This window comes from Agrobacterium sp. T29, from assembly GCF_006970545.1.
GTDB classification, from domain to species: Bacteria; Pseudomonadota; Alphaproteobacteria; order Rhizobiales; family Rhizobiaceae; genus Agrobacterium; species Agrobacterium leguminum.
Map to the genome: position 1 here is coordinate 371,168 of NZ_CP040642.1, position 22,476 is coordinate 393,643.

14 protein-coding genes and 3 pseudogenes are annotated in these 22,476 nt (G+C 56.8%); 8 read left to right on the forward strand and 9 right to left on the reverse strand.

Annotation, left to right across the window (positions count from 1 at the left end; genetic code table 11):
- Window positions 1-19: 19 nt before the first annotated feature.
- Window positions 20-1,170: pseudogene (locus FGF54_RS26800) on the reverse strand (RHE_PE00001 family protein).
- Window positions 1,171-1,908: 738 nt separating this feature from the next.
- Here FGF54_RS26800 and repA point away from each other — a divergent pair.
- From repA to repC, 3 genes are all read left to right on the forward strand, one after another.
- Window positions 1,909-3,132 (forward strand): plasmid partitioning protein RepA, encoded by a 1,224-nt coding sequence (gene repA / locus FGF54_RS26810; RefSeq protein WP_168208281.1) that lies wholly within the window; start codon window positions 1,909-1,911, stop codon window positions 3,130-3,132.
- Entirely contained in the window at window positions 3,129-4,151 is a 1,023-nt protein-coding gene (repB, locus tag FGF54_RS26815) for a plasmid partitioning protein RepB (RefSeq protein WP_142781921.1), read from the forward strand. Before repA ends, repB begins: the two co-directional genes overlap by 4 nt.
- 201 nt (window positions 4,152-4,352) lie before the next feature.
- Window positions 4,353-5,567: a plasmid replication protein RepC gene (gene repC, locus FGF54_RS26820; RefSeq protein WP_142781922.1), complete on the forward strand. Its 1,215-nt coding sequence runs from the start codon at window positions 4,353-4,355 to the stop codon at window positions 5,565-5,567.
- Window positions 5,568-5,739: 172 nt separating this feature from the next.
- On the opposite strand, the gene FGF54_RS26825 is transcribed toward repC, so the two are convergent.
- Window positions 5,740-6,825, reverse strand: a complete 1,086-nt coding sequence (locus FGF54_RS26825) for a GSU2403 family nucleotidyltransferase fold protein (protein ID WP_142781923.1) — start codon at window positions 6,823-6,825, stop codon at window positions 5,740-5,742.
- Between the two features lie 223 nt (window positions 6,826-7,048).
- Here FGF54_RS26825 and FGF54_RS27760 point away from each other — a divergent pair, with 223 nt between their 5' ends.
- The gene (locus tag FGF54_RS27760; protein ID WP_256366682.1) at window positions 7,049-7,321 is read left to right on the forward strand and encodes a Tn3 family transposase; all 273 of its coding nucleotides are present in this window, start codon (window positions 7,049-7,051) and stop codon (window positions 7,319-7,321) included.
- A 25-nt stretch (window positions 7,322-7,346) separates the two neighbouring features.
- A pseudogene (locus tag FGF54_RS27765) lies at window positions 7,347-7,705 on the forward strand (Tn3 family transposase).
- Window position 7,706: 1 nt separating this feature from the next.
- On the opposite strand, the pseudogene purU reads toward FGF54_RS27765, so the two are convergent.
- From purU to FGF54_RS26855, 5 genes and pseudogenes are all read right to left on the reverse strand, one after another.
- Window positions 7,707-8,021: pseudogene (gene purU, locus FGF54_RS26835) on the reverse strand (formyltetrahydrofolate deformylase); the annotation flags it as partial.
- 1,310 nt (window positions 8,022-9,331) lie between these two features.
- A complete protein-coding gene (locus FGF54_RS26840; RefSeq protein WP_142781924.1) occupies window positions 9,332-10,489 on the reverse strand; it encodes a site-specific integrase in 1,158 nt (385 codons plus the stop codon).
- Window positions 10,486-10,776: a hypothetical protein gene (locus FGF54_RS26845; RefSeq protein ID WP_137454565.1), complete on the reverse strand. Its 291-nt coding sequence runs from the start codon at window positions 10,774-10,776 to the stop codon at window positions 10,486-10,488. Before FGF54_RS26845 ends, FGF54_RS26840 begins: the two co-directional genes overlap by 4 nt.
- A gap of 34 nt (window positions 10,777-10,810) precedes the next feature.
- Window positions 10,811-11,212: a type II toxin-antitoxin system VapC family toxin gene (locus tag FGF54_RS26850; protein ID WP_142781925.1), complete on the reverse strand. Its 402-nt coding sequence runs from the start codon at window positions 11,210-11,212 to the stop codon at window positions 10,811-10,813.
- A complete protein-coding gene (locus tag FGF54_RS26855) occupies window positions 11,209-11,466 on the reverse strand; it encodes a type II toxin-antitoxin system VapB family antitoxin (RefSeq protein ID WP_080858358.1) in 258 nt (85 codons plus the stop codon). Before FGF54_RS26855 ends, FGF54_RS26850 begins: the two co-directional genes overlap by 4 nt.
- 188 nt (window positions 11,467-11,654) lie before the next feature.
- On the opposite strand from FGF54_RS26855, the gene FGF54_RS26860 reads away from it, so the two are divergent.
- Window positions 11,655-12,800 carry an RHE_PE00001 family protein gene (locus FGF54_RS26860; protein ID WP_142781926.1) on the forward strand — a complete coding sequence of 382 codons (1,146 nt, stop codon included), beginning with the start codon at window positions 11,655-11,657 and terminating at the stop codon, window positions 12,798-12,800.
- Window positions 12,801-12,823: 23 nt separating this feature from the next.
- On the opposite strand, the gene FGF54_RS26865 is transcribed toward FGF54_RS26860, so the two are convergent.
- Both FGF54_RS26865 and FGF54_RS26870 read right to left on the reverse strand, forming a co-directional pair.
- Window positions 12,824-13,834: a DUF2971 domain-containing protein gene (locus FGF54_RS26865; protein WP_142781927.1), complete on the reverse strand. Its 1,011-nt coding sequence runs from the start codon at window positions 13,832-13,834 to the stop codon at window positions 12,824-12,826.
- A complete protein-coding gene (locus FGF54_RS26870) occupies window positions 13,831-17,448 on the reverse strand; it encodes a P-loop NTPase fold protein (RefSeq protein ID WP_142781928.1) in 3,618 nt (1,205 codons plus the stop codon). Before FGF54_RS26870 ends, FGF54_RS26865 begins: the two co-directional genes overlap by 4 nt.
- A 578-nt stretch (window positions 17,449-18,026) precedes the next feature.
- On the opposite strand from FGF54_RS26870, the gene FGF54_RS26875 reads away from it, so the two are divergent.
- Together FGF54_RS26875 and FGF54_RS26880 are read left to right on the forward strand one after the other, a co-directional pair.
- On the forward strand, window positions 18,027-20,399 hold the full coding sequence (locus FGF54_RS26875) for an ATP-binding protein (protein WP_142781929.1): 2,373 nt from the start codon (window positions 18,027-18,029) through the stop codon (window positions 20,397-20,399).
- A 7-nt stretch (window positions 20,400-20,406) separates the two neighbouring features.
- Window positions 20,407-22,344 carry a hypothetical protein gene (locus FGF54_RS26880; protein WP_142781930.1) on the forward strand — a complete coding sequence of 646 codons (1,938 nt, stop codon included), beginning with the start codon at window positions 20,407-20,409 and terminating at the stop codon, window positions 22,342-22,344.
- The last annotated feature ends 132 nt before the right edge of the window (window positions 22,345-22,476 follow it).

Sequence of the window (22,476 nt, forward strand, 5' to 3'; positions counted from 1 at the left end):
ACCGTCACGCGATGGGGTGCTACAGGATACCCCATGCTCGAAACCTCCCCCTCCCCGTCATCTCTCTGAGACCGAGTTCCAAAACGATCCGCCGCGCCGCCTGCGGCGTGACCCCGAGCGTTTTCGCAACCATCCCGGCCGACACGAGCGGCTTTTCCATGACGAGCTCGACCAGTTCTGGCAGCTTTGAAGAGGCCCGACGCCCCTCCAACTTTCGCTCCATCAGTCTTCGTGCCAAAACCAGCCGGTCATGTTCTTTCATGCCGATCTCAGCAGCCGCCAACATACCATGAGCGATGGCAAGCAGCCGGGCTTCCCGGTCGCGGTGACGGCGCCGATCGACGGGAATGGTTTTGAGGCCGAGATTGAGGGCGGCGAGATGCGCGCCACTGGTGATGCCAGCCTGGCGCAGGATCGAGGCGGCAAACAATCGGCCAAGCCAAGGGGCGTGCTGAAGCACGGACAACTCATTCCAGGCGTCGAGGATGACAATGGCCTGCAGCGCCGCCGGCAAGTCTTGACCCTGTCCCAAGATGCCGCGCCATTCGTCGAGCCGGGCATCCTCGTCCCAGTCGAGATCATAGACGAGAGGATCCTTTTCGGCCGGCCTATTGCCGCTGGCGCGGTTGGGACGTGTTGCGTCCTCGATCGCAGCCTCCGATCGGGCGAGGATCGCATCGATGGCCGCATAGTCGACGCCGTGCAGATCTGTGGCGTCATCTTCATCATGGTCCCCCTCCCCGTCCGCATCGACGGTGGCCGAGGGGATGGTGAAGCCGGCCGTGCCCGCCTCGTTCGCCCCCGCCGATGTGACTTCCGAGGTCTGTCGCAAAACCCGGATACCGTCCGGCGACAGCGCCCAACCCGCCGACTGGCCAGAAATGCGTCGGCGTGTTCGCAGAACGTCGCGGGCGATGGTGATTTCGTGGGTTGGCGTGCGGGCATCGCGAAACGCATCGTGAAGGACGAGGTCTTCGAGATGCACCAACTCGCCGTCGATCCACAGCGAGGCACAGGCGTCGGTGAAATTTTGCCGCTCAAGGAAGCCTGTGCCGACCGGCGAGCGAGCAATGCGCTCGTCGAGACGGGTGAGCGCGACGCCGGCGTCGAACGCAGGCCGCGTCAGGGCTGATATGCTGATTTCGCCAGATCGTAAGCCATTGATATTATAGTAAACGATATTTTAAAGGAACTCTATATGAATATTGGAGTTCGTCACATGGTATGTTTGGTAGTTGGCCTTATAACCATCGATAAGTATAGGTTGACGGTGGTAGATCGACAAGCCCTCAAGACACCCTATTGTAGGCCAACCTGTTGCCAATGATGGCCTCCGTATACATGATCTTTTCTTGCCGCGGCGAAGACGTATGTCGGCTGAAGATAGTTGAAATGGTCCTTTCGTACCCGTTGTGGACGTTGACTTCCCATCCCGGGCGCCCTGAAAATACTTCCGCTCTAAGCTTGTGCTGCTCCGATAGCAGCTTTCTTTCGGCCTCATTCCGAGGTGTCGCAACAGCCGTGATATACATGAAATTCCCCGTTTTTTTAAGTTAGCGGGAAATCAGCACATCTCAGAACCGGGCGGCAGTTGATGAATCCTACAAATTCGTATTTTGGTGAGTCGCGCGTTTTCAAACTCTCTATGGCGCGCTGAGCATGCTTTCTAAAATCTTTGCCCTGTGCGATTGACCCTAGAACAAAGTGGGATTTCCGCGTTGAGGGAATATTATTAAGAGTTTGAAAAATAACAGTAAATATTAAGTCTCCGTTCAATCAATCCGTTGCCTGGAGATTGGTCCGTTAAGACTTTGTTAACTCTAAACGGCTGGACGTAAGGTTAGAATCGTGTTGTATCTTTGGCGGGCAATGGTCGGCAAACCGAAGACTGCCCGCCAAGGGGGCGATATGGCGATAGCGAGACAGGCAGAAACGACGAGCAGTCCGAAAGAAGACGCAGGCGGAAAGATCATGCGCCATGCGGGCCTGCTGTCGCAGCAGTTGCAGCAGCTTCGCACGCGTATGTATCCTCCCAAATCGGAGAAGAGCCTGCGGCCGTTCCTGACGAACGAAGTCTCCAAGCTGACCTCGATACCCGATTCGACCCTGAAGCTCATGTCGAGCGAAGGGCGCGGACCGATTCCTGGCCGACTGGAAAATAATCATCGTGTCTACACGCTCGCCCAGATCAACGAGTTGCGCGAACTTTTTGCGGCCCAGAAGCCAGCCGAAGCACTGAGGTTTCTTCCGCGGCGTCGCGAGGGCGAGCATCTGCAGGTCGTGGCCATCGCTAACTTCAAGGGTGGTAGCGCCAAGACGACGACCTGCGTCCATCTCGCTCATTATCTTGCATTGCAGGGATATCGCGTTCTTGCCCTCGACCTTGACCCGCAGGCATCGTTGTCCGCATTGTTTGGCGCCCAGCCCGAATTCGATGTCGGGGCGAACGAAACGATCTATGCCGCTCTTCGTTACGACGATGCGGAACGTCGGCCGATCCGCGACATCATCCGCAAGACCTACTTCGAAGGCATTGATCTGATCCCGGGCAATCTCGAAGTGATGGAGTATGAGCACGAGACGCCACGGGTGCTCGCACAAAAATCGGGTTCAGGCGCGATTTTCTTCGAGCGGCTGAAACTCGCTCTTGCCGAGGTCGAGCAGGACTATGATGTCGTCATTCTCGACACGCCCCCGTCGCTAGGGTTCCTGACGCTCAGCGCGATCTACGCTGCGACCAGTATGATCATTACGGTCCATCCTGCGATGCTTGACGTCGCTTCCATGAGCCAGTTCCTGCTGATGATGGGGGATTTGATCAGCGTGCTGAACGTGAGCGGTGCGCAACTCGACCAGGACTTCATACGCTATCTCGTCACCCGCCACGACCCCAACGACGCGCCGCAATCGCAGGTCGTCGCGATGATGCGTCATCTATTCGGGACTGACGTCCTGCTTCCTACCTTGATTGAAAGCACGGCTGTTGAGGCCGCCGGGCTCGCAAAGCGCTCGATCTACGAGCTCGAAATGGGCCAGATTGGACGTGATACCCACAAGCGCGCCCGGGAAGCCGTCGACGCCGTGAATGAGGCAATACTGAAACTCATCAATAGTAGCTGGGGGCGCACATGACCAAGTCGTCGCGCAAGTCCATCGTTGCGAATTTCGGCCTGCTGTCGGCCGAACTTGAAAACAAGCTGTCAACCGAAACGTCCGCTGTCCCGCAACAACCGGCTGCCCCGACCCGCGTCGGTGCCGGTGTCATCGGTGCTGCACACAGGGCCATCGACGACATCAAATCTGAACGCGATCGTCTTAAGGCGCTCGTAGAATCGGGTGGAGGCGCAATCAGGGAGCTCGATCCGTCGAGGGTCGATCCGTCGCCCTTTCCGGATCGTCTTCCAGATGACGGTGCAGAAGATTTCGAAGCTTTCCGCAACTCCATTCAGTCGGAAGGCCAGAAGGTTCCGATTCAGGTCCGCAAGTCTCCCTCATCGCCGGAGCGTTATCAGGTTGTTTACGGACATCGCCGTCTGCGGGCTGCAAGGGAGCTTGGCATCCCCGTCAGGGCGATCGAAGTCGAAATTTCCGATGTCGAGCTTGTCATTGCGCAGGGCATTGAGAATGCCGATCGTCAGGATCTGACATGGATCGAACGGGCCCTGTTTGCACGCCGCATGGATGAGGCCGGGGTAAAGCCTCGCGATATCTATGCTGCCCTCTCAATCGATGACGCAGAACTCGCCCGGATGCGGGCAGTCTATCGCAAGGTGCCGTCAGACCTGATCGAGGCGATCGGACGCGCCCCGAAGGTCGGGCGTCCGAGATGGGCTGAGTTTGCGAAGGCTTTTTCGGAAAATTCCGGGGCAATGGACAATCTTCACGGCGTGCTGTCGCAAGCTGTGGAAAAGCGGATGAACTCCGATCAAAGATTTCTGGCTGTCCTGGACGTCCTGAAGCCCAAGGCTTCGCCGAAAACGTCCCCACGGGTAATCGTAAACGGTGAAGGCCGGCGACTGGGCAACTACGTTGCGTCTTCGAAGGATATTCGCATTTCTGCGGAAACGACGGCTGGAACAGAATTCCTGAAATTCATTGAAGCTGAACTGCCGGCTCTTGCGGAGCGGTTCACGCGCAAAAGACAAGGTTAGGACGAAGCCAAAGGACAAGCTTCGCAGCATTTGCAAAGGAAGGGAACGAGCAAAAGAAAAAGGCCCCCTCGACGTTGCCGTCATGGAAGCCCTTCTCGATGTGTGACAACTTGAGAATCGCATTTCCATGAATCCTAGTCAAGAGTGTTTGGCACCGTTTCGGTGAGCGTTTTCCTTTTGCCTTTTTGAAGAGGCAGGACAATGGAAGATGGACAGGTAACGACGCCCTTTGGGCGGCGGCCGGTGACGCTTGCGCTGGTGAGGAGGCAGATTGCTACCGCCAGGATCAAGCAGGGTGCTTCAGCCGATAAATGGAAGGTTTTCCGGGACGCTTCGGAAGCGAGAGAGGTGTTGGGGCTACAGGATCGTAGTCTTGCTGTACTTGACGCGCTTTTGAGCTTCTATCCCGAAAACGAACTTCGCCAGGATGCACAGCTGGTGGTGTTTCCGTCGAACATTCAGCTCTCGATCCGCGCGCACGGTATTGCAGGCGCCACCTTGCGTCGTCATCTGGCATTACTGATCGAAGCGGGACTTATTGTTCGAAAAGACAGCGCCAATGGTAAGCGATACGCCCGAAAGGATGATGACGGATCAATCGAACATGCCTTCGGATTTGATATCTCACCGCTTTTGATGCGTGCCGAAGAACTGGCCTGTCTTGCTCAGCAGGTCGCCGCAGAACGAATTATCTTCCGAAGGGCAAAGGAGAACCTTACAATAAGCCGGCGCGATATTCGCAAGCTGATTACAGCGGCGGTTGAAGAGGGCGCGCCGGGTGACTGGGATTGGATCGAGACGCGGTATCTGGAGCTCGTAAGACGTATTCCTCGCAGGCCAAGCCTCGCAGACCTCCAGAATATGGGGCGTGAGATGGACGTTTTGCGGCAGGACATTATCAAGCTGCTGAATTCCGATGATTTTTCATCAAAAATGACCAGCAATGATGCTCAAATTGAGCGTCACATACAGAATTCAAATACCAACCACCCTAATGAACTTGAACCTAGCTCTAGAAATGAGCTGGGAGCGAAGCCCACGCCGGAAAATCAGACTGAACACCTGCCGATAAAAACGTTTCCCATAGGTCTTGTACTGCGGGCCTGCCCGGAGATTTTAAATTATGGGCCTGAAGGACAAATACGAAATTGGCGAGAGTTGATGACGGCGGCCGTGGTCGTCAGATCCATGCTGGGAGTGAGCCCTTCTGCATATCAGGAGGCGTGCGAGGTGATGGGGGCAGAAAATGCGGCAGTGACGATCGCATGCATCCTGGAGCGTGGTGGGCATATTAATTCGCCCGGTGGGTATCTCAGGGACCTGACCAACCGAGCGAGGCGTGGCGAGTTCTCCCTCGGTCCCGTGCTCATGGCTTTGCTGCGAGCGGCAGGTCATCCTGTGAAAGTGGCCGGATGAGAATGATTAATGACGTCCAGTGGAGTGGATGCGATTTATCGGACAGGCTCGAAGGTTAACGTATCACTGAATAGATCCGAGATTTGTGGCCCCCCCTTTCCCAACCTTGAGGCCAGAAGAACATCATGAGTAAATCGAATGTCAGCGACGAGAGTAAGTGCGACGCGGCGCGTCAGATCATGCGGGCCTTTTCTATTTCATCGGCCGGGAGAATGCCGAACGTGCGATGGACGGCAGGTTGATATTGCCTCTGGACGGCATCAACACCCGCTGTGATCGCTTTTCGCCAAGAGGGGCCTCTACCCCATGCTTCGCGAAGAGCATCTGCCAGATCACGACCAGCCCCGGTTTCTTGCAATGCCTCGAACAGCATTACGGCCTGACGCAAGTCCTTTTCCTTCTTTGCCCTTCCGCCGGCATCATCTTGACGCCTGCCAGCCACGATCAGTTTGTGAACGGCGAACCGAGATGGATCGGGCACCACGACCGAAACACCGGCCCCATGCAGCAAGACCGTTCGCACCGGATCACGGATCAGGAAATCCATGTATCGGAGAGGTTCGGCAGACGCGCCGCCCAGAGCCGGCATTTGCGCCGGTTGATCTGCGTAATCTTCCGATCCCCGATTTGTCGTCAGGAACTCTACCCGGTAACCGGTCGAGTTGCGGAAAGCATTTGAGCGGGGGGAACCGGAGACATGAGGCACGGCGCGGAATGAAGGATCAATGGACTGAAGGAGAGCGACAATCGGCGGAATTGAATCTTCGACCTCGCTTGAGATCGCGTAATCTTGAGCCAGATCTGCGTCACCAGTCAGAATCGCGGCCATAGGCAGGCGGATACCGAGATGTGCCGCATAGCATTGGAACGCGACTGTGCCGACGAGGACACCACGGAGCCGGAATAAACCAGCTGATGCCAAGGCCTCAACGACGGTGCCTGTGAAGCGGTCCGGAGCAATTAGACCAGCTTCGCGTGTAAGTGCCGCCACTATCCTTCGCCGGTTCTGGTAATCGTCCTTTTCGCCCCTGAAGGCTTCAACCCGGGTTGTGATCTCGTCATCATCAGCAGGGCCGACATAGCGCCGCTTTTGACCACCCTTGCCATCCGGTTGGTCGAAATACCAGTATGAGCGGTTGTCGACCTTGACCGAGACAAAGCGACCAGTGGGTGGGAAATCCGCAGACCACTGCGCATCAAAAGTCCGTTGCTGCAGCTCCGCGACCATCGTCCGGAACATGAGATCGATTTGCTTCATTTGAGCCGCTCTATAACATTTCCACAAATCTAGTATAGTCAATCGATTTGCGCAAGATGGGCAACCTGAATACGACAGAGGTCACTCTGTCCCCTCCCCCAAAAGTCCTTATAAATGGCTCTATTGCAGATATTTCAGGAGGTCAGGAAAGTCCACTCTCTCCACGCGACCTGATCCTCGAGATTCTGGGCGAGCCTCCCGTGTTGCTCTACGCAAGGCAGTGTTGGATCAACGATTGCTTCCTTGCCTCTATGGTCTTGGCACCAATGCCGGTCTGAAGCGGGTCGCTGATGCCACCACCGATGCGAGCTATGAAGAGCTTCTCTATCTGCAAGGCTGCTTCATTCACCTGGGTGCTTTGCGAGAAGCCTGCGCTCAGTTCGCCAACGCCACGCTTGCAATTCGCAATGCGGCGGTCTGGGGTTATGCCGGAGCGGCTTGCGCATTGGATTCCGCGAAGTTTGGTGCCTGGGATCTCAACCTGATGACCGAATAGCATCCCGTATGGCGGGCGCGGCGTCATGATCTACCGGCGTGTCGAAAAGCGCGCGGTCTGTGTCTATCCCCAACTCAAACGATGCTCGTCATCGGAAGTCGCATCGATGATAAAAAGGGGTCTTTCATCATCCAGCGGCAATATGTCGATAGCCATGGCCAGAGCGCCGTAGGCTTTGCCTTTTGCCGATTGCTCGGGTTTGAACTCGCCCCCGCGCCTGAAGGCAGTCGCCCGACAGAAGCTCGCATTACCCGACGCGGGGTTCCGGACAAGATTGCCGAACCTGCTTCCCATTCTTTCCGAAGTGTAAGAGCCGGGACCGGGGAAAACACCACGGTTCGGCTACCGTTCAGGAATACACCCGGTAAATATGAGCGTGGATAGCACGCGCCAGCACGATAAGTTCCGTACCCGAACTTTTCACTATCTCCATGATCCGGGCTTCGGCCAGCGGCTTGTTCTCTTTCGTCACCGGAATGTGGTGGAACGGAATGTCGTGATTGACGACGACCTTCTGATAATCGAAATGGTTGGAAACCACACCGACAATGTCGATCGGCAGCGCCCCGATGCGCCAGCAGTAGAGCAGGTCATTGAGGCAATGGCCGAAGCGCGACACCATCGAAAGAACCTTCATCCGCTCCGCCTGGTCGTGCAGCGCCACCTCCATGCCGAATTTTTCCGAGATCGGAGCAAGCCCGGCCATCCACGCGTTGCGTGTCGCCTCCTTGGATTTCCCGCTATACGGTGCTGTACGCGGAGCGGACCGCCAACTAGCGTAGTGGCGATGGCGAGTTTCCCGGGTGGGAAGGCTCGCCGCTGTGTTTCAGATACTCTGACGGTCAGAGAAAACTGCCTGACGGCCCTTTGATATACACACCATGATCACGACTTTATCGATCAGGTTGACCAACTACTTGGGCGCATTATTCCCTCGCAATGATTTGAGTTTCGATCGGTCGCTGACATCGAGGAGAATGCCGAGATGGCGTACGGCAAAAAATTGCGAGGTGCGGCCAGGATAACGGACTTTTGGCAAATAGAGAAGACAATCAACCGCTACAGCCCGATCGGCGGCGTCTCCCGGAATTCCTCATCCTCTTCCGTCGCCATCTCGCCTACTTTTAAGAGATGTATTGTTACAGCACCCCTCTCTATGAGGCTGAGGCGTGGTTTGAGGAGCGATGCAATATAAATCCTGTCAGTTGACAGGATTTATTGCTCGACAGCGCGATGACTAGAATGTTCGCTCACTCTTTACCTTTGATCACCTAGTCCGGAACTATAAGGGCCCGGAAAGGCATAGACGTCATTGAAAGGGTTTGACGATTGCGTAATCCCGAACTTGCCAAGCAAAACCCTGTCAGCTGACAGGATTGATTTTCGGGTAACCGCCGACAGCTCATTCTACAGGCGGCCACAAATTTCGTAGACGCCGCCTCAATTGCCGGGATAGTCGGGATGACAGCAATGGAGAACGCCGATCAAGCCCGGTGTACGAATCTATCAATAGATAAGCTCAGGACAGCACCCTCCCCGCGTTGCTGGGTATTTTGCACCTGCTCCGAAATGCCCCGTCCCTCTCTCGGCCACATGAGATGATTATGGCCCCTTTGCAGACTCTCCTGCGCGGGGTTCGAGACGCTACAAGGTCCGTCGAGTGGCGGAAAAATTCACTCATGGCAAGAGGTCAAACGGCAGAAAACCATGACTATCCCCCGCTGCGTCGTTGGTTGGTTTTCTGCTCCACGAAGAGTTGTCCCGGAACTCTTTTGCCGCCCCTGCCCTATCCGAGAGATCTCGACACTGAGCTCGGGCAGTACAGGATGCCATTTGCGCTCGATCAGGAGCCTTTGCTCGATGCACCGTCTTATTCAATTGAAAGCGCGTCCTTATCCTGTATTTTGTCGTGGGGACAAAAATTCATCGAAAGAGTGAGGCGGTCTTCGGCGAATTGACGCAATTGTCCGTGTGAAGGCAGAGGAGTAGATCACAGTTGCTGAAGCGCAATCAAAGCAGCCTAGCAGCCCGGCCGTTCCGCCGCGCGGCATTGTTATAATAGCTCGACGCCTGCTGGACAGACCGATGGCGCGACTGGTCCATCGCTTCGGCAAGTGGGATACCGCGATTGGCGGCCTCTGTAAGATATCCGGATCGCAACCCGTGTGCTGAAAACTCCCGCGGATCCAACCTCGCCTTGGCAACCCGTTGCTTGACGATATCGTTGATCGCTTTCGGATCGAGCGCCCGCAGGCTGACATTACCCCAGCGGTCAATCGCCCGAAACACACTGCCGCTGTCGATTCTCGCAGCCTCGAGCCAGGCATTCAGCGCGTCCACCGGCCGACCGTTCAAGTAGACGATCTCGTCCTGATCGGCTCCCGAGTTTTTGGTGCGGCCGAGATGAATGGCGAGGCAGGGGAGGGGACTACCGTCCTCAGCGCTAACCGGTTCCTCGTTCGTGAGCTGTTCCTTGCGGAGAGTGGCTACTTCGCTGCGTCGGCGCCCGCCGGAAGCAAACGCGACCATCAAGATTGCCCGGTCCCTGATATCGCGAAGATCGGCGCCGCCGCAGGTGGCCAGCAATTTCGCCAACACGTCACCGGTGACAGCCTTGGCGCTCTTGCGGCGGCGTTGCCGTGGTACGGCACGAACGGCCAGCCGAATGGCTGATTTCAGGGCAGGGGAGGCGAAGGAGCCGTCCAGACCTCGCCATCGCGTCAGTGTCGACCAACTGGCAAGCCGCCGGCGGACAGTGTCGGGCGCATGCGGCCCTGTCGTTTTCAGAAATCCCTGATCACGCATCGATTGATCGACGTCCAGCGGCATGCCGTGAAGAGCGTCCTCCCGGCGCCGTTCTGGATCCCACAAATGGTGAGCGACGAATTTTAGAAGCAGTGCCTCGGGCGCCGGCCAGGGAAGGGTGTCGCCGGTGGATGCCAGAGACCATGCCTGCAGGTAGGCGAGATCGGATGTCAACGCCCTGAGCGTATTGTCACCCATGCCTTTGTTGACAAGGTGCCGTAGTGTTTCGACATCCCGGTCAGTCAGGAGCTCGGCAAGCTCATCGCGGCGTTCGATCGGCAAGACGGCGGCGATGGTATCGAGTTCTGCGGCGCGGCGGTCGACGGCGGATCGTGGCGTTGTCGATGCACGCTGGACCTTCATTGTGTAGCCTCGATCTGCGGTCGCCAGCGCGCGATGATCTTTTCGATCTCGCCGCGATAGGCGTCAGGGTAGACGAGGTCTTCTTCCCGGGCGAGAAAGGTGAAGATCGTTACCATGTCCTCGGCAACATCACGATCGACATTGGCAAGGTCGGTCAGATCGAAACCGCCGTGCACCTCGGCGTTCCACCAGGCGAGCAGGAAATTGGCCGCTCTATGGCCCTGGCCGGTATCCTGGTGGGCGACATTCAGCAGTTTTTCGAGGGCAAATCTGACGCGATCTTCCACAAAATCCTCTTGGGCCCGGTTTGGTGGTTTCTTCTCACACGGCGGATGCCGGGTGAATTTTCAGGTCGGTTTTGTGAAAATCGTTGCCCTTGAACAACAACGGCGCTTTGGCGACAATGGCGACCGCATAGGAAAAGCAATCACCCATGTTGAGCGCGGCAGAATGGCGGCCTTTGCCGAAGCGGTCGAACGCGCGTTCCGCTTCGCGGTAATGTGCGTCGTCGAAGGCAACCGCGGTGACGTTTGGCAGTTGAACAAGCTGATCGATGATGTTTGAAGCGTTGGGAAATCCCTTGCCGGTCAGCACCATGCGCGCCTCCAGCAGCGTCGGCCACCCGATCGCCACCGCTTCCCGTCCCAGTAGCGGCGTGAAGCGTTCGGCTTCCGGCTCTGCGAGCGCCATCGTCAGAATGACCGACGTATCGACGGCGATCATCGCGGCAACCCGTTCTCGTCGTAAAGATCGTCATGCGCCGACGTGACGCCGGCCGCAACGGTACGCCGGCCTTCGGCCATCAAGTCCGACAGAATATCGATTGGCGCTCGGGCAGACTGTTGGCGCAGTTCCCGGTCATAGCGTTCAAGCGCCAGCTCAACCAGCCGGTTGATCGGCTGGCCGGTGCGGTGTGCAAGCGCATGAGCGAGGTCTCTCGCCTTGGCGCTGCGGACGGAAAGCTGTGGTTCGGACACGTTTGGCGCTCCAGCTCGAAATGCGTGGCTTTAATATAGTCTCGGGGAAAGTAGATGGCAAGAAAATCACTATCTGATGGCTAACTTCCGATAAGGAGTACTTATCGATGGTTATAACCTTAACTCGAATTCATACCATGTGACGAACTCCAATATTCATCTAGAGTTCCTTTACGAAATAGTTTACCATAATATCAATGGCTTACGAACTTTCAAAAATCAGCATGAATGCCCTGATGCGGTCGGCTTTCGACGCCGGCGTCGCCCTGACCCGCCTCGACGAGCGAATTGCTCGCTCGTCCGTCGGCGCCGGCTTCCTCGAGCGTATGCATTTTGCCGACGCCTGCGCGTCGCTGTGGATCGACGGCGAGCTCGTCCACCTCGAAGACCTCGTCCTCCATGACGCCACCCGTGACATCCGTACACCGACCCACGAACTCACCATCGCCCGCGACGTGCTGCGCACTCGCCGTCGCATTTCTGGCCAATCGCCGGATTGGGCACTGTCACCCGAAGGCGTTCGAACGCTTCGGCAGACATCGGAGATCGCCTCACCCGGCACTGAGGCGGCGGGGGCCGGCAGCACGGTGCGGAGTGCGACTGCGATTGATCCGGAAGGGGAGGGGAAAGAAACCGATGAAGCCGAAGGGCTTCCCGGCGTCGACCTCGCGGCGATCGATGCGCTGCTAGCGCGATCTGACGCTGCGATTGAACACGCGAAACGCCACGACCGGCCTGCGGTCGACACCCGCGAGCGAGACACTCTTATCTACGATCTCGACTGGGACGAGGATGCCCGGCTGGAAGAATGGCGCGGGGTGCTGCGCCAGGCCGAAAACCTGCCGGCAGTGCTGCAGGCGATCATCGCCCTCGATGCCTGGAACGAGCTGTCTGTGCTCCAGCACGCCCCCTGGCTTGGCCGGCTGTTTGCCGCGTCAATCCTGCGCCAGGACGGCATCACCACCGGCGCGCATCTCGCCGCCATCAATCTCGGCCTGAAAACCATCCCCGTCGATCGACGCCGGCATGGCGACCGAGAGTCTCGGCTGCTCGCCATTGCCCATGGACTTCTGACGACCGCCGATTTCGGCATGAAGGAACATGACCGGCTGGTGCTGGCGCGAAAAATGTTCGAGCGGAAACTGGAAGGGCGGCGGACGTCTTCGAAACTGCCCGACCTGGTCGAGCTGGTGATGGCCAAACCGCTGGTGTCGGCTGGGATGGTGGCGAAGACGCTCGATGTGACCCCGCAGGCGGCGCGGCGGATCGTTTTGGAGCTCGGCCTCCGCGAGATGACGGGGAGGGGGAGGTTTCGGGCGTGGGGGATCATTTAAAAGATCGCAGCTGACGCGAGCCCTTAGCGATAAGGGACGCGCGACGGGATGAAATCAATGTCCAAGGGGTAGTCCAGATGGCTTGTAAAGGTCATTAGGGACATCTCGGCCTCATGGAAATCCAGGCACGGTCCAACGACAATTTGACGGATCGGAAGCCTGCCCGCGTCATGGGCCGATGCACTTGTCAGATCGAGCTCTCTATAGGGGACAATAATATCTTTCGACACCCGAAATAGCGTTTCGCCAGACACCATGGCATAGAGACGCCATTCGGCTTCTTCCGCGAAGGCTGGATGTTTGATCTCATCGGCAAGCCCATAGAGGCATTCGGCAAACCGCAGGCTGAGCCAGTTTCGCGCAGGCTGTTGGTCCCAGCCTGTTGCGTCCAGTATCTCAAGATGCGGCGCGATCGCCAAAATGAAGGCGCTCGCCAGATCATCGATCAACTCCGCCTCGTTGGCCCCGCCATAGGTGATGCGGCGAAGACAGCTCGGCGCCGCTTCGCCTCCTGTCAGACAACGAAACGAGCTCGCCTCAAGCCCGATTGCGTAGCCGCGCCCGTTCTTCCCATAGGCGCGCCATTGACTGAGCAGGTCGCCATTTGACGAGAAACAGGCGGCGTACCGATCCATGCCGATGGTTTGGGTCTGATGGGTATCGGCCATGATTGTCTGAAAATCGATGATATCGGCTATAACCTGCCCTTCTGGCGTCATGCGGTGGCGGTCCGCATGCCTGGTCAGGTTTGCTGTCATTGACAGCATCTCGGTCCGGTCATTGAGATATTTGGTGCTCGTCGCCCAGACCTTCTGTGTTCGCAGAATATTTTGCAGCGCGACCGCGTCGCAGTAGTGATAGATCAGACCTTGCGGCTGATGCCGGGCGTCACGCCGGGTTTCCCAGGCTTGGACGCAGTTCACCACTGCCGTGATGAATGATTCCGGCGGCTCCACGGCCAGCGGCTCGCCTCGCTGGCCGATACGCTTGATGCGCTCTTCGCGCAGCAGCTCCAATCGCTGCGTGTGTTTCATTCCTGCCTCCCGGGATATTGTATGGCTTCAATGCCGTTGGTGGCGGGCGCCTGAGGGATTGTTCGCGACGGGCGCTCGTTACCGAAACTGTAGCGACACGCCATCTCCCAGTAGAATGCCAGATTGTCCAAGTCCGCTGGTTCAGGGGTGTCGGCGAAGACATCGAGCACACCCTTTGCCATGGCCGACAATGCTAAGTCGCTGGTACCGTGACGCAACGAATCTATGGACGAACCCTTCGCCAGCGCCTGAACGATGCCCAGACCTTCGTTTCTGCGCGAGCCGACGACCAGGGCGATTTCGGTCAGCAGAGCGCGGTAGCCGCCCGATTCCAGTCGTTGCAAATTGGCGGGATCAAGGCTTGCCTTGATGATCCGATAGATATTGAGGAACCTGAGCGCCCGGCGTGGCGTGCTTCCGACCCAAGGCGCAATGTTCAGCATGTAGGCACGTTCGCCCTCTGTCAGGACGAGGGCCCGCGCACCGGAGACACGGTTTGCTGTCTCCCCGGGAGCATCGGGCAAGCCATTGTCTACATCCGCTTTACCCTGCACGGCAGCATTGGTGGAATCCGCTGGCGAAACCGCAACAGCCTGCCCGGGGTCGGGGGCATTTGGTTGCGGATCGGCGTCTCGAACAACCGCCGTCTCAGGTGGCTCCGTCAACGAATCCGGACTGATGGCGGCTGCGGTCATCGATGAAAGAAGGGCGACGCTGGAGGTCTGTGTCATTGGCCTGACCCAGTAGGGGATCTGGAAGATTTTCTCCAGATAGTCGCTTGCGGTGGCGGCCTCGCCGTCCTGCCCTTCAGCCTCCAGGAGCTTGGCGTAATGGCCTTCAAGCGAGCGGGTCACCCAACGGCTATCGACGGCGACGACCACGACGAAAAGCGGGAAGGACAACAGCAGATGGACCGCCTGCAGGACGGAAACGACCTGTTCGGGCGGGCAGCGGTCTAGGTCGTCGATATAAAGGATAATGCGATCAAACCCTTTTGTCTGACGACGGTCGCTGGTTGCGATCAGTTGTTTCAGGCGGGCACGCTCGTCATCCTTTAAAAGATCGGGACCTGTGGTGTCCAAGAGCGCCTTGACCCGGCGCGTGTAGTCTTCGCTTTGCCGGTCCGCATCCTTGCTGAGAACAGCATCAACCTGCGACATGAGCATCGACAACTGCGTGAAGTCCTTGCGGATACTGGCAACGAGGCCTAGGTGTTTTCCGTAGCCGTCGCGTCCGGCGCGGTCCCTGACGAAGCGCAGCAGACGCTCTCGGCCGCTATCGGCCTCGTAGTCGCGCTCGGCTCTTGCCAGCTGATCGCTGCTGGCCGCAAGCGCTGCCTTCGCCTCGGCAACCTGCGATGTCAATTGCGCTAGTTTGTCTTCGGCCGTCTTAGCGTTGTTCATTGGTACTTTAAGCTGTTCATCGATGACGGATTCCAGCTGCGCGCGGTAGCCCTCAAGCTTGTCCAGCCCGTAACGCACATGTCGCTGAATGCCTTTGACAACGACGGTCGTCGCACCGATCAGACCCGCGACATAGGCGGCGCCACGGTTGACATAGTTGGTGATCCAACTGAAACAGGATGATGTGATCGCCTGGTCGTACAAAAAGGCGAAGAGGATCGGGCCGCCGACGATGGCGACAAATAGCAGGAAGATCGAGAGGCTTGATGTCAGGCGTCGCGCAAGCCCTTGCGACAGGACGCGGGCTCGGCCGGCGTCGCTCCTTGCGGATGCCAGTGTTTCCCGCAGGTCTTGAATATCGTTGGCAAGGCAGCTCAATCCCAGCGCTTCTGCGGCGCTGTCGAGATCTTTTTGCGGGACAGTCGTGGTGAATTGTTCTTTGACGACTTGCCAGAAAGCCCGCGGGGCGACGCTTACGGCTTCTTGGCTGAGCGCCAATTCCTGCTGTGCGGCCACCAGTCGCTCGGCTGCCGCCTTTTGGTGTTGGCGCTGCGTGACCAGGCGGGAGGCGGCCTCAAGCGAAAGCTCTCTTGCCGTCACCAGTTTATCGAGAAGGGTGTCGTCGTCCGTCTTGACCTCGTTTGCCCGAGACCATCGGTCGAGTTCGGAAAAGATATTGTCGACCAAGCTTGCCCAAAGGTTGCTGTCTGCGTAGTGCCACGCGTTGAACCTGATCTGCACGATATTGCCATGAAAGGCGCTGCCATGCCTTGCTTCGGCTGCTGTCTTCCCGGCAATTTTGTCGACGTGGTCCTGCATCAAACGCATGAAGAACGACTTTCCGGATCCCCACTCTCCGAAGATGCCGAAGGCAAGCGGCGGTGTCACACCGCGCGCTGCCGCAATTCTCGCAAAAGCCCTTGCTTCGTCGACCGCGCCCAAATGGTCGTCGAGACTGGCCTTGTCGGGGCTGTCATTGCCAAGATTGGCAAAGGAGACAGGAGCGACATGGGGATGCACGGGCGGATCGAACCGCCCGACCTTTGACGGCCCCACGTTCAGGGCCGTCGCCCATTGCTGCCAGTTCGGCATCCAGGTCCGCACCGTGGCAACGACGGCCTCGCGGATGGTATCGATCTGCAGGCCCTCCTTTGCCAGACGCTCGACAAGCCTGGTCCCGGGCTGCAAAAGCAAGGCCGCCAGGAGTGCGTCCGCCGTCAGTTGTTGCGGCCGGCCAAACCAACGTGTCGCGGAAGTCCAAGCCACGGTGAGAAGCGCCGCTACGTTGTCGGTCGATACAAATGAAACTGGCGCGGCTGTCGATGCCGTCGGGTAGCTGCGCTTTACCCTGTCAATGGCAGCAAAGCGGGTATCTCTGGCAAGAAGGTCCAAGGCCGACAATCCATCGATCGGTGCGTTCTCGGACCCAAGGGCGCCGACGGAAAGACATGCGAGAAACAGTCGCGTGCTGGAGATTTCGCCCTGCTGGATGTTGTCCTGATTGATCGTTGCGGCAGCGTCCAGGATGTCGCGCGCGCGGGAATCGACGTTAGAGATCTCAAGGCGCGTCAGCAATTCGTCAATCGGTGTCGGCTTCCGGTCGTCGACGGATGTTGGCAAGTCCTGAGTGACATGGCCTGCAAGTCTTGCCTCTGGCGAAAAGCGCGCCACGGCCTCTAGCGGCAGTGAGAAGGCGGTCAACCATTTCTCAAGCGTCTCTCCGGTGTCGGGATGCGTCAGCATGCGCTCGATGAGGTCGTGCTTCAAATCATCCAGCTTACCCGAAATGTCGAGGCCAAAGATGTCAAGCACCTGGCTTTCAAGCAGCCCGCTCTCGATCATAGCCACGAAGAGATGCCGCGCTTCGAAATCGCGTCGTCCGCTCAGCGCGAGCGACACATGGGCGGCGCCCGGAATGAGAGCCGAGACCTCCTGCGAGAGCGTAACGGTAAACTTGTCGTCATAGGCCGGAAAGATCGTGTCGGGATCGGTCTTGGCGGAATCGATTGCCGCGCGATAGCGATCCTGTGACAACTGAGGGCTAAGCCACTCGTAAAACCAGGTTGCGGTATTTCCCCAGCGAATGGAATCGCGGTCGCTTTCGCCGGCGGTGATCAAGCCAATGACCAACGCCTTTGCATGAAAGACGATCTGCCGCGTTGCGGCATCGACGGTCACATGGCGCGACCCACGCTCGATGACCTTGCTCATCGTCGGCGATCGCAATGTCTCAAAGGTCAGCTGTCGAGCAATGTCAGCTGCCAATTCATTCCATTTTGGTGCAATCGGCACATAACCCCCTTAGGATCCCGCTTTTTACCTCGGGCGATTTCCGTTTTACCATGGTGCTCTCAGCAAAGGTGTTTAACGCACAGATTGCAAACAACTGGTTGACTGTGATGGCATTTTGAGCCTGAGAAAGCCTCGCTTGCGGCTGGAACCACCATATTGGGGCCAGTGAGGGGTCCGGCCCGAAGTGTCTAAGAACGCGCATCGGGTTTTGCCGCCCGCAGCCGATACGGGTGGATTAAAAAATCGGGACCCAACAAAAATCGACAGATTGGCAGCTGCCACGATCCGTAGGCTGTGGACATATCGATCCGGCGGGACGATACCGGCGCATTGCGCGATGCGGTCACGGCGTTGCATGCCTACTTCTAAAAATGGTTGCAATCCGGACAGTCTTCGTCAATTTGACTTATACTATTTTAAAGCAGTCTGATGTTATGCAGCAGCCGCACGGCTGGAGAGCGGTGTACGACAAATGAATTATTTACAGGGCTGGGTAAGTGACATTTAGAGTTGCCGCCAGAACGGTATTGGAGCTTGGTGCTGAACTGATCAGCTCGGATGCCATTGCGATCTATGAACTGGTCAAGAACGCCTTCGATGCCCGATCTCCGTCAGTGCTGGTCAGTGTGCGGGTGGTGCTGAAACGCAGTAACCTGGACAAACTATTGGATGGTATCGATCAGGGTATCATTGCAAATTGTGCCACAGCCTTCAAGGAAACCAAGAAGGCCTTGGAAACGGAGGAAGACGACAAGAACGCTCAGGCATTCCTGTCGCATCTTGACGATGTCCGCGATCTTCGTACCTTCAGTGAAGAGCTGCGATACGCCTACAGCCGGTACAATTACATTAGGATTGTCGATACCGGCCTGGGGATGAGCCTGCCAAAGCTGCGTGAGGCGTTCTTGACGATCGGAACCGCAAACCGGGTTCTTGAGCGTAAGAGAGGGGGTGCCGCGGATAAACCAATATTGGGAGAAAAAGGCGTTGGGCGGCTGGCCGCAATGCGCTTGGGATCCCAGCTCCATGTGAAAACGTCTCGCGAGGGCGATTCGCACTGGAGCCGGTTAAGTATCGACTGGGACGATTTTTCGCGCGATCCGTCGCAACTCATCGATGATGTCCCGGTCAACGCAAGGAAGGGCTTTCGCAAAGCAGTCACTTCAGATCACGGCACAACTCTGACCATCCGAAATCTCTCCGCCGATTGGACTCTGAAGAGCCTTCGCGAGATGGCGGCGGCCGAATTCAGCCGGTTAGTTGATCCATTTGCTTCAGACGCCTTTCCGATCGCAATCGAGTTCAACCAGACAACGATCGAAACACGCAAGATCGGCTCGTTGCTCTTCAAGAACGCACACGGCTATTGCAAGGGAGAATACACCGTTCGTGCGCCTGTGGTGGGCGCTGTGCCCGTTGCAGGTGCCGATCCCAACGATCGCGCACGTTTGCTGGTGGATTTCGACTATCGTCTCTACAATGAAAAACAGCAATTCGACCTGGGATTCTCGGAGCTTCGAGATGCGATTGGGCAGGATGTTCCAGAAGGGACACTTTTGTCACTTGGTGCATTCTCTTTCGAATTCTACTGGTATAACAGGCGAATCCTGACAGCAATTGATGGTATCGGAAAGCAGGCAGACGTCAGGAAGCTGGTGAATGCCTGGTCGGGCGGCCTGATGGTCTATCGCGACGGCTTTCGGGTCAATCCCTACGGCGGAGACGGCGACGACTGGCTCAATCTGAACACGCAGGCATTCAAATCGAGTGGTTACCTTCTCAATACCGACCAGATCATAGGACGTGTCAACATCTCGCTCGATCAGAACCCCAGGCTATTGGACCAGACTAATAGAGAAGGTCTGCGCGACACCTATGAGAAGGCGGCTCTGATTTCCATTCTCCATAAATTTCTGACGGTACCATTGAAGCTCTGGATGGACGACGTAAACGAGGCCTATCAGGGTCTGAAGCAGGTTGACCTGAACCAAGTCGAGGAAAATGTCGAGAAATATGATCGCCGCGTGACACTCAATCTGAAACAGTTGCGCGAGATGTTCCCCGAACAGCGCGGCACCGTTGACCAGATTGCGTCGTCCTTCAGCGACATGAAAGTCGCCTTTACCAAGGCTCATGGTGCGGCGCGGAAATCGGAGAAGGATCGACTACGCCTCATAGAGTTAGCGGGTGTCGGCCTGATGGTGGAGGTTGTGGCCCACGAGCTAGCGCGGGCGACAAAACATACGCTGCAAGTGCTCAAGAGCGCCAAGAAGTTTCATGTGCCCACAGAAATTTCCAGCGTTCTTGATACTTTGGGCTCGCAGCTCACGACGATTGAACGACGCCTGCGTGTTCTAGATCCACTCAGCGTGTCGGGACGTCAGCGCAAGACCGAGTTTGATCTCATCGCGACCGTCGTCACCTCTTTCCAGAGCAGGCAGGACGAACTTGCGGCGTTGGGATTACAATACGTAGTGCGCCGCAAGGAAGGAGGCACTGCCCCTATCTACTTGAACGGTGTAAAAGGAATGTTTGTCCAGATTGTCGAAAACCTGATTGCCAATTCGCTGCACTGGCTGGCAGTCGAGAAAGCGTCGAACAGCCGGCTGGCTCCAAGTATTACGGTGGAGCTTTCCCCCGAGCATGGCGGATCGTTTGAATATACCGACAACGGACCAGGCATATCGCCGCAGGCCGCAGAGCGTATATTCGATGCTTTTTATACAACCCGCAAGGAAGAGGGTCGCGGTCTGGGTCTCTACATCAGCAAGCAGAATGCTAATGCAATGGGAGGTGACCTCACTCTAATGACGGAGCGCAGGATTCATCCGCAGCGTCTGAATACGTTCAAGTTCGTGGCCGAGAAGTAGGTTAGAGATGTCGCTTGAAAGTTTAATTGCGAAGAATGAAATCACGCGTGCGTTGATCATCGACGATGCGTACGATATGGCGCCGACATCCTACACGGTTCTCAAGACCGGCGATCTTGCCCAGATCATGACGGCCCTCAACGCCGAACCGCTGGAGGTCCGGGCGCTGTTCGGGCCGGTCCTGGTCAATAGCGGTTATGAGCCCGACGAAATCGAGGAAGGGCTGGAGGAGGATGATTTTATTCTCAAGCTGTGGCAGCTGTCTGAGGCAAATACTCTGACAGCGGAAAGCACGGCTGCCCTTTTCGGCGTGTTCAAGGCCGATCGGGACGCCAAACGGGCAGCACTAGAGCCGCTAGAGAAACTTCTGAAGGATCGGCTCAAGGTCAAATTCGATACGCAAGGGACAAAGTATTCCGAGCTAGATGGTTGTCAGATCGTTTTTCTCGACCTTTATCTTGGTGAAACGGACGCGCAAAGCGCGTTGGATGAAGCCGCCACCCGAATAAACCGCCTGGTCGATCGCCTCAGCGATGCGGAGCGGCCATTGGTTTTCCTAATGTCGACCAAAGGGGGCGTTGAACTAGACGGCAAGGCCAGTGAACTGCAAAAGAAGGCAAGCCTTCTCGGATGCAAATTCCGGACAATCAACAAGGACGAGTTCGAACAACACCTTCCAAAGGTGCTTGAAAGCGTTCTACGAGACCACCCGCGAGCACAGGTGATCGCGACGTGGGTCGATACTTGGAAGCAGGCGATTACCGCCGCGCAGACGCAGTTCATATCGTCACTGAGAAATCTCGATCTCCCGGACTATTCCTATTTGCAAAAATTTCGCCTCAACGCTGAAGGTGTAGCGCTTGGCGAATATATGCAGCCAACGCTTCTCGACTTCCTGGGCTATTGTATCGAGAGCCAGACGCCGATTTCTGAAATGGCGACGAAACTGGATCAGCTCGATTTGCGGCAGACGCCTGAAATGCATCTGCTGCCGAGCGATCAGATCAGCGAATTGGCGCATGCGCGAGCCTTCATTCACCGCAATTACCTGGAGGAAAAAGGCTTCTTTCTCGACAATGTCGCCAAGGATCTTCAGATGGGCGATGTCATCGTAAAGCTGCCACCTGACACGGCTGATAACCAGTTTGACTTTCCGCTTGGCGGTTTGCCTGCATGGGTAGTCATCACGCAGGCGTGCGACATTCAGCAAAACAATTCGGACTCCTTCTTGCTGTTGCGAGGGACCATCAAAGTGCGCGATTGGACCTCGAACATCTCGCGCGATCTGGTAAATACAGACGTGTTCTTGTGGAATGGCACCGAATATTCGATTGACTGGGCAAAGGCGCAGGTCTCGGCAATCAAGATCAGTACGATGGAAAAACGTCTCAAGAAGGACGGAGGCTATGCCAGAATTGCGCGGTTCCGAGGCGTAGAGGCATTGCGCCTTCAAAACCTCTTTGCGAGCAACCTGACACGCGTTGGATTGCCGGTCTCGTTTCACAACAGAGTGGAGGTCGGCATCGAGCTGGTCGTTAAATCGGCGAGCGAACCAGCAACAATCTTCAAATTTTCGCCAGAAGAGAAAATGGCCGCGATTATCGATGGGCGGGTGTTGAAACCGGCGACCGAAGGCGCCCGGGCGTCGTCAAGGAAGGAGACCGCGCCGGCACAGGTATTGGCAATCAGTCCGAGGCTCTACGATAATTTCCGCGCAAAGATAGAGGCCTTCGGATTGGACAAGGTGCCGCAACAAATACGGGGGGCCCTGAAGTCGTACATCGAATCCACGGAGAATCTTAAGAAGCTCTCCGAGCATCATGACGTCAAAAAGCCAATCCTGTTTGGACCGAACATAAAGTGCGATATTATTTTTGATGCTCTTAAACCGGACTGGAAGGGCCCAATTTCGATTGTCATTCAAAAGCCGCCATCAAAGAAATAGCCGCCGCTTCGCTCATTGGCCATGATTGCCAACGAAAGGCGCTCTGCTGCAAGTACGAGCTTCGTGACTGCTGGGGAACCTCGTTGCTCAACTTGCCGCTATGCACGTACATTAGAAACAACGTTCCCTTAT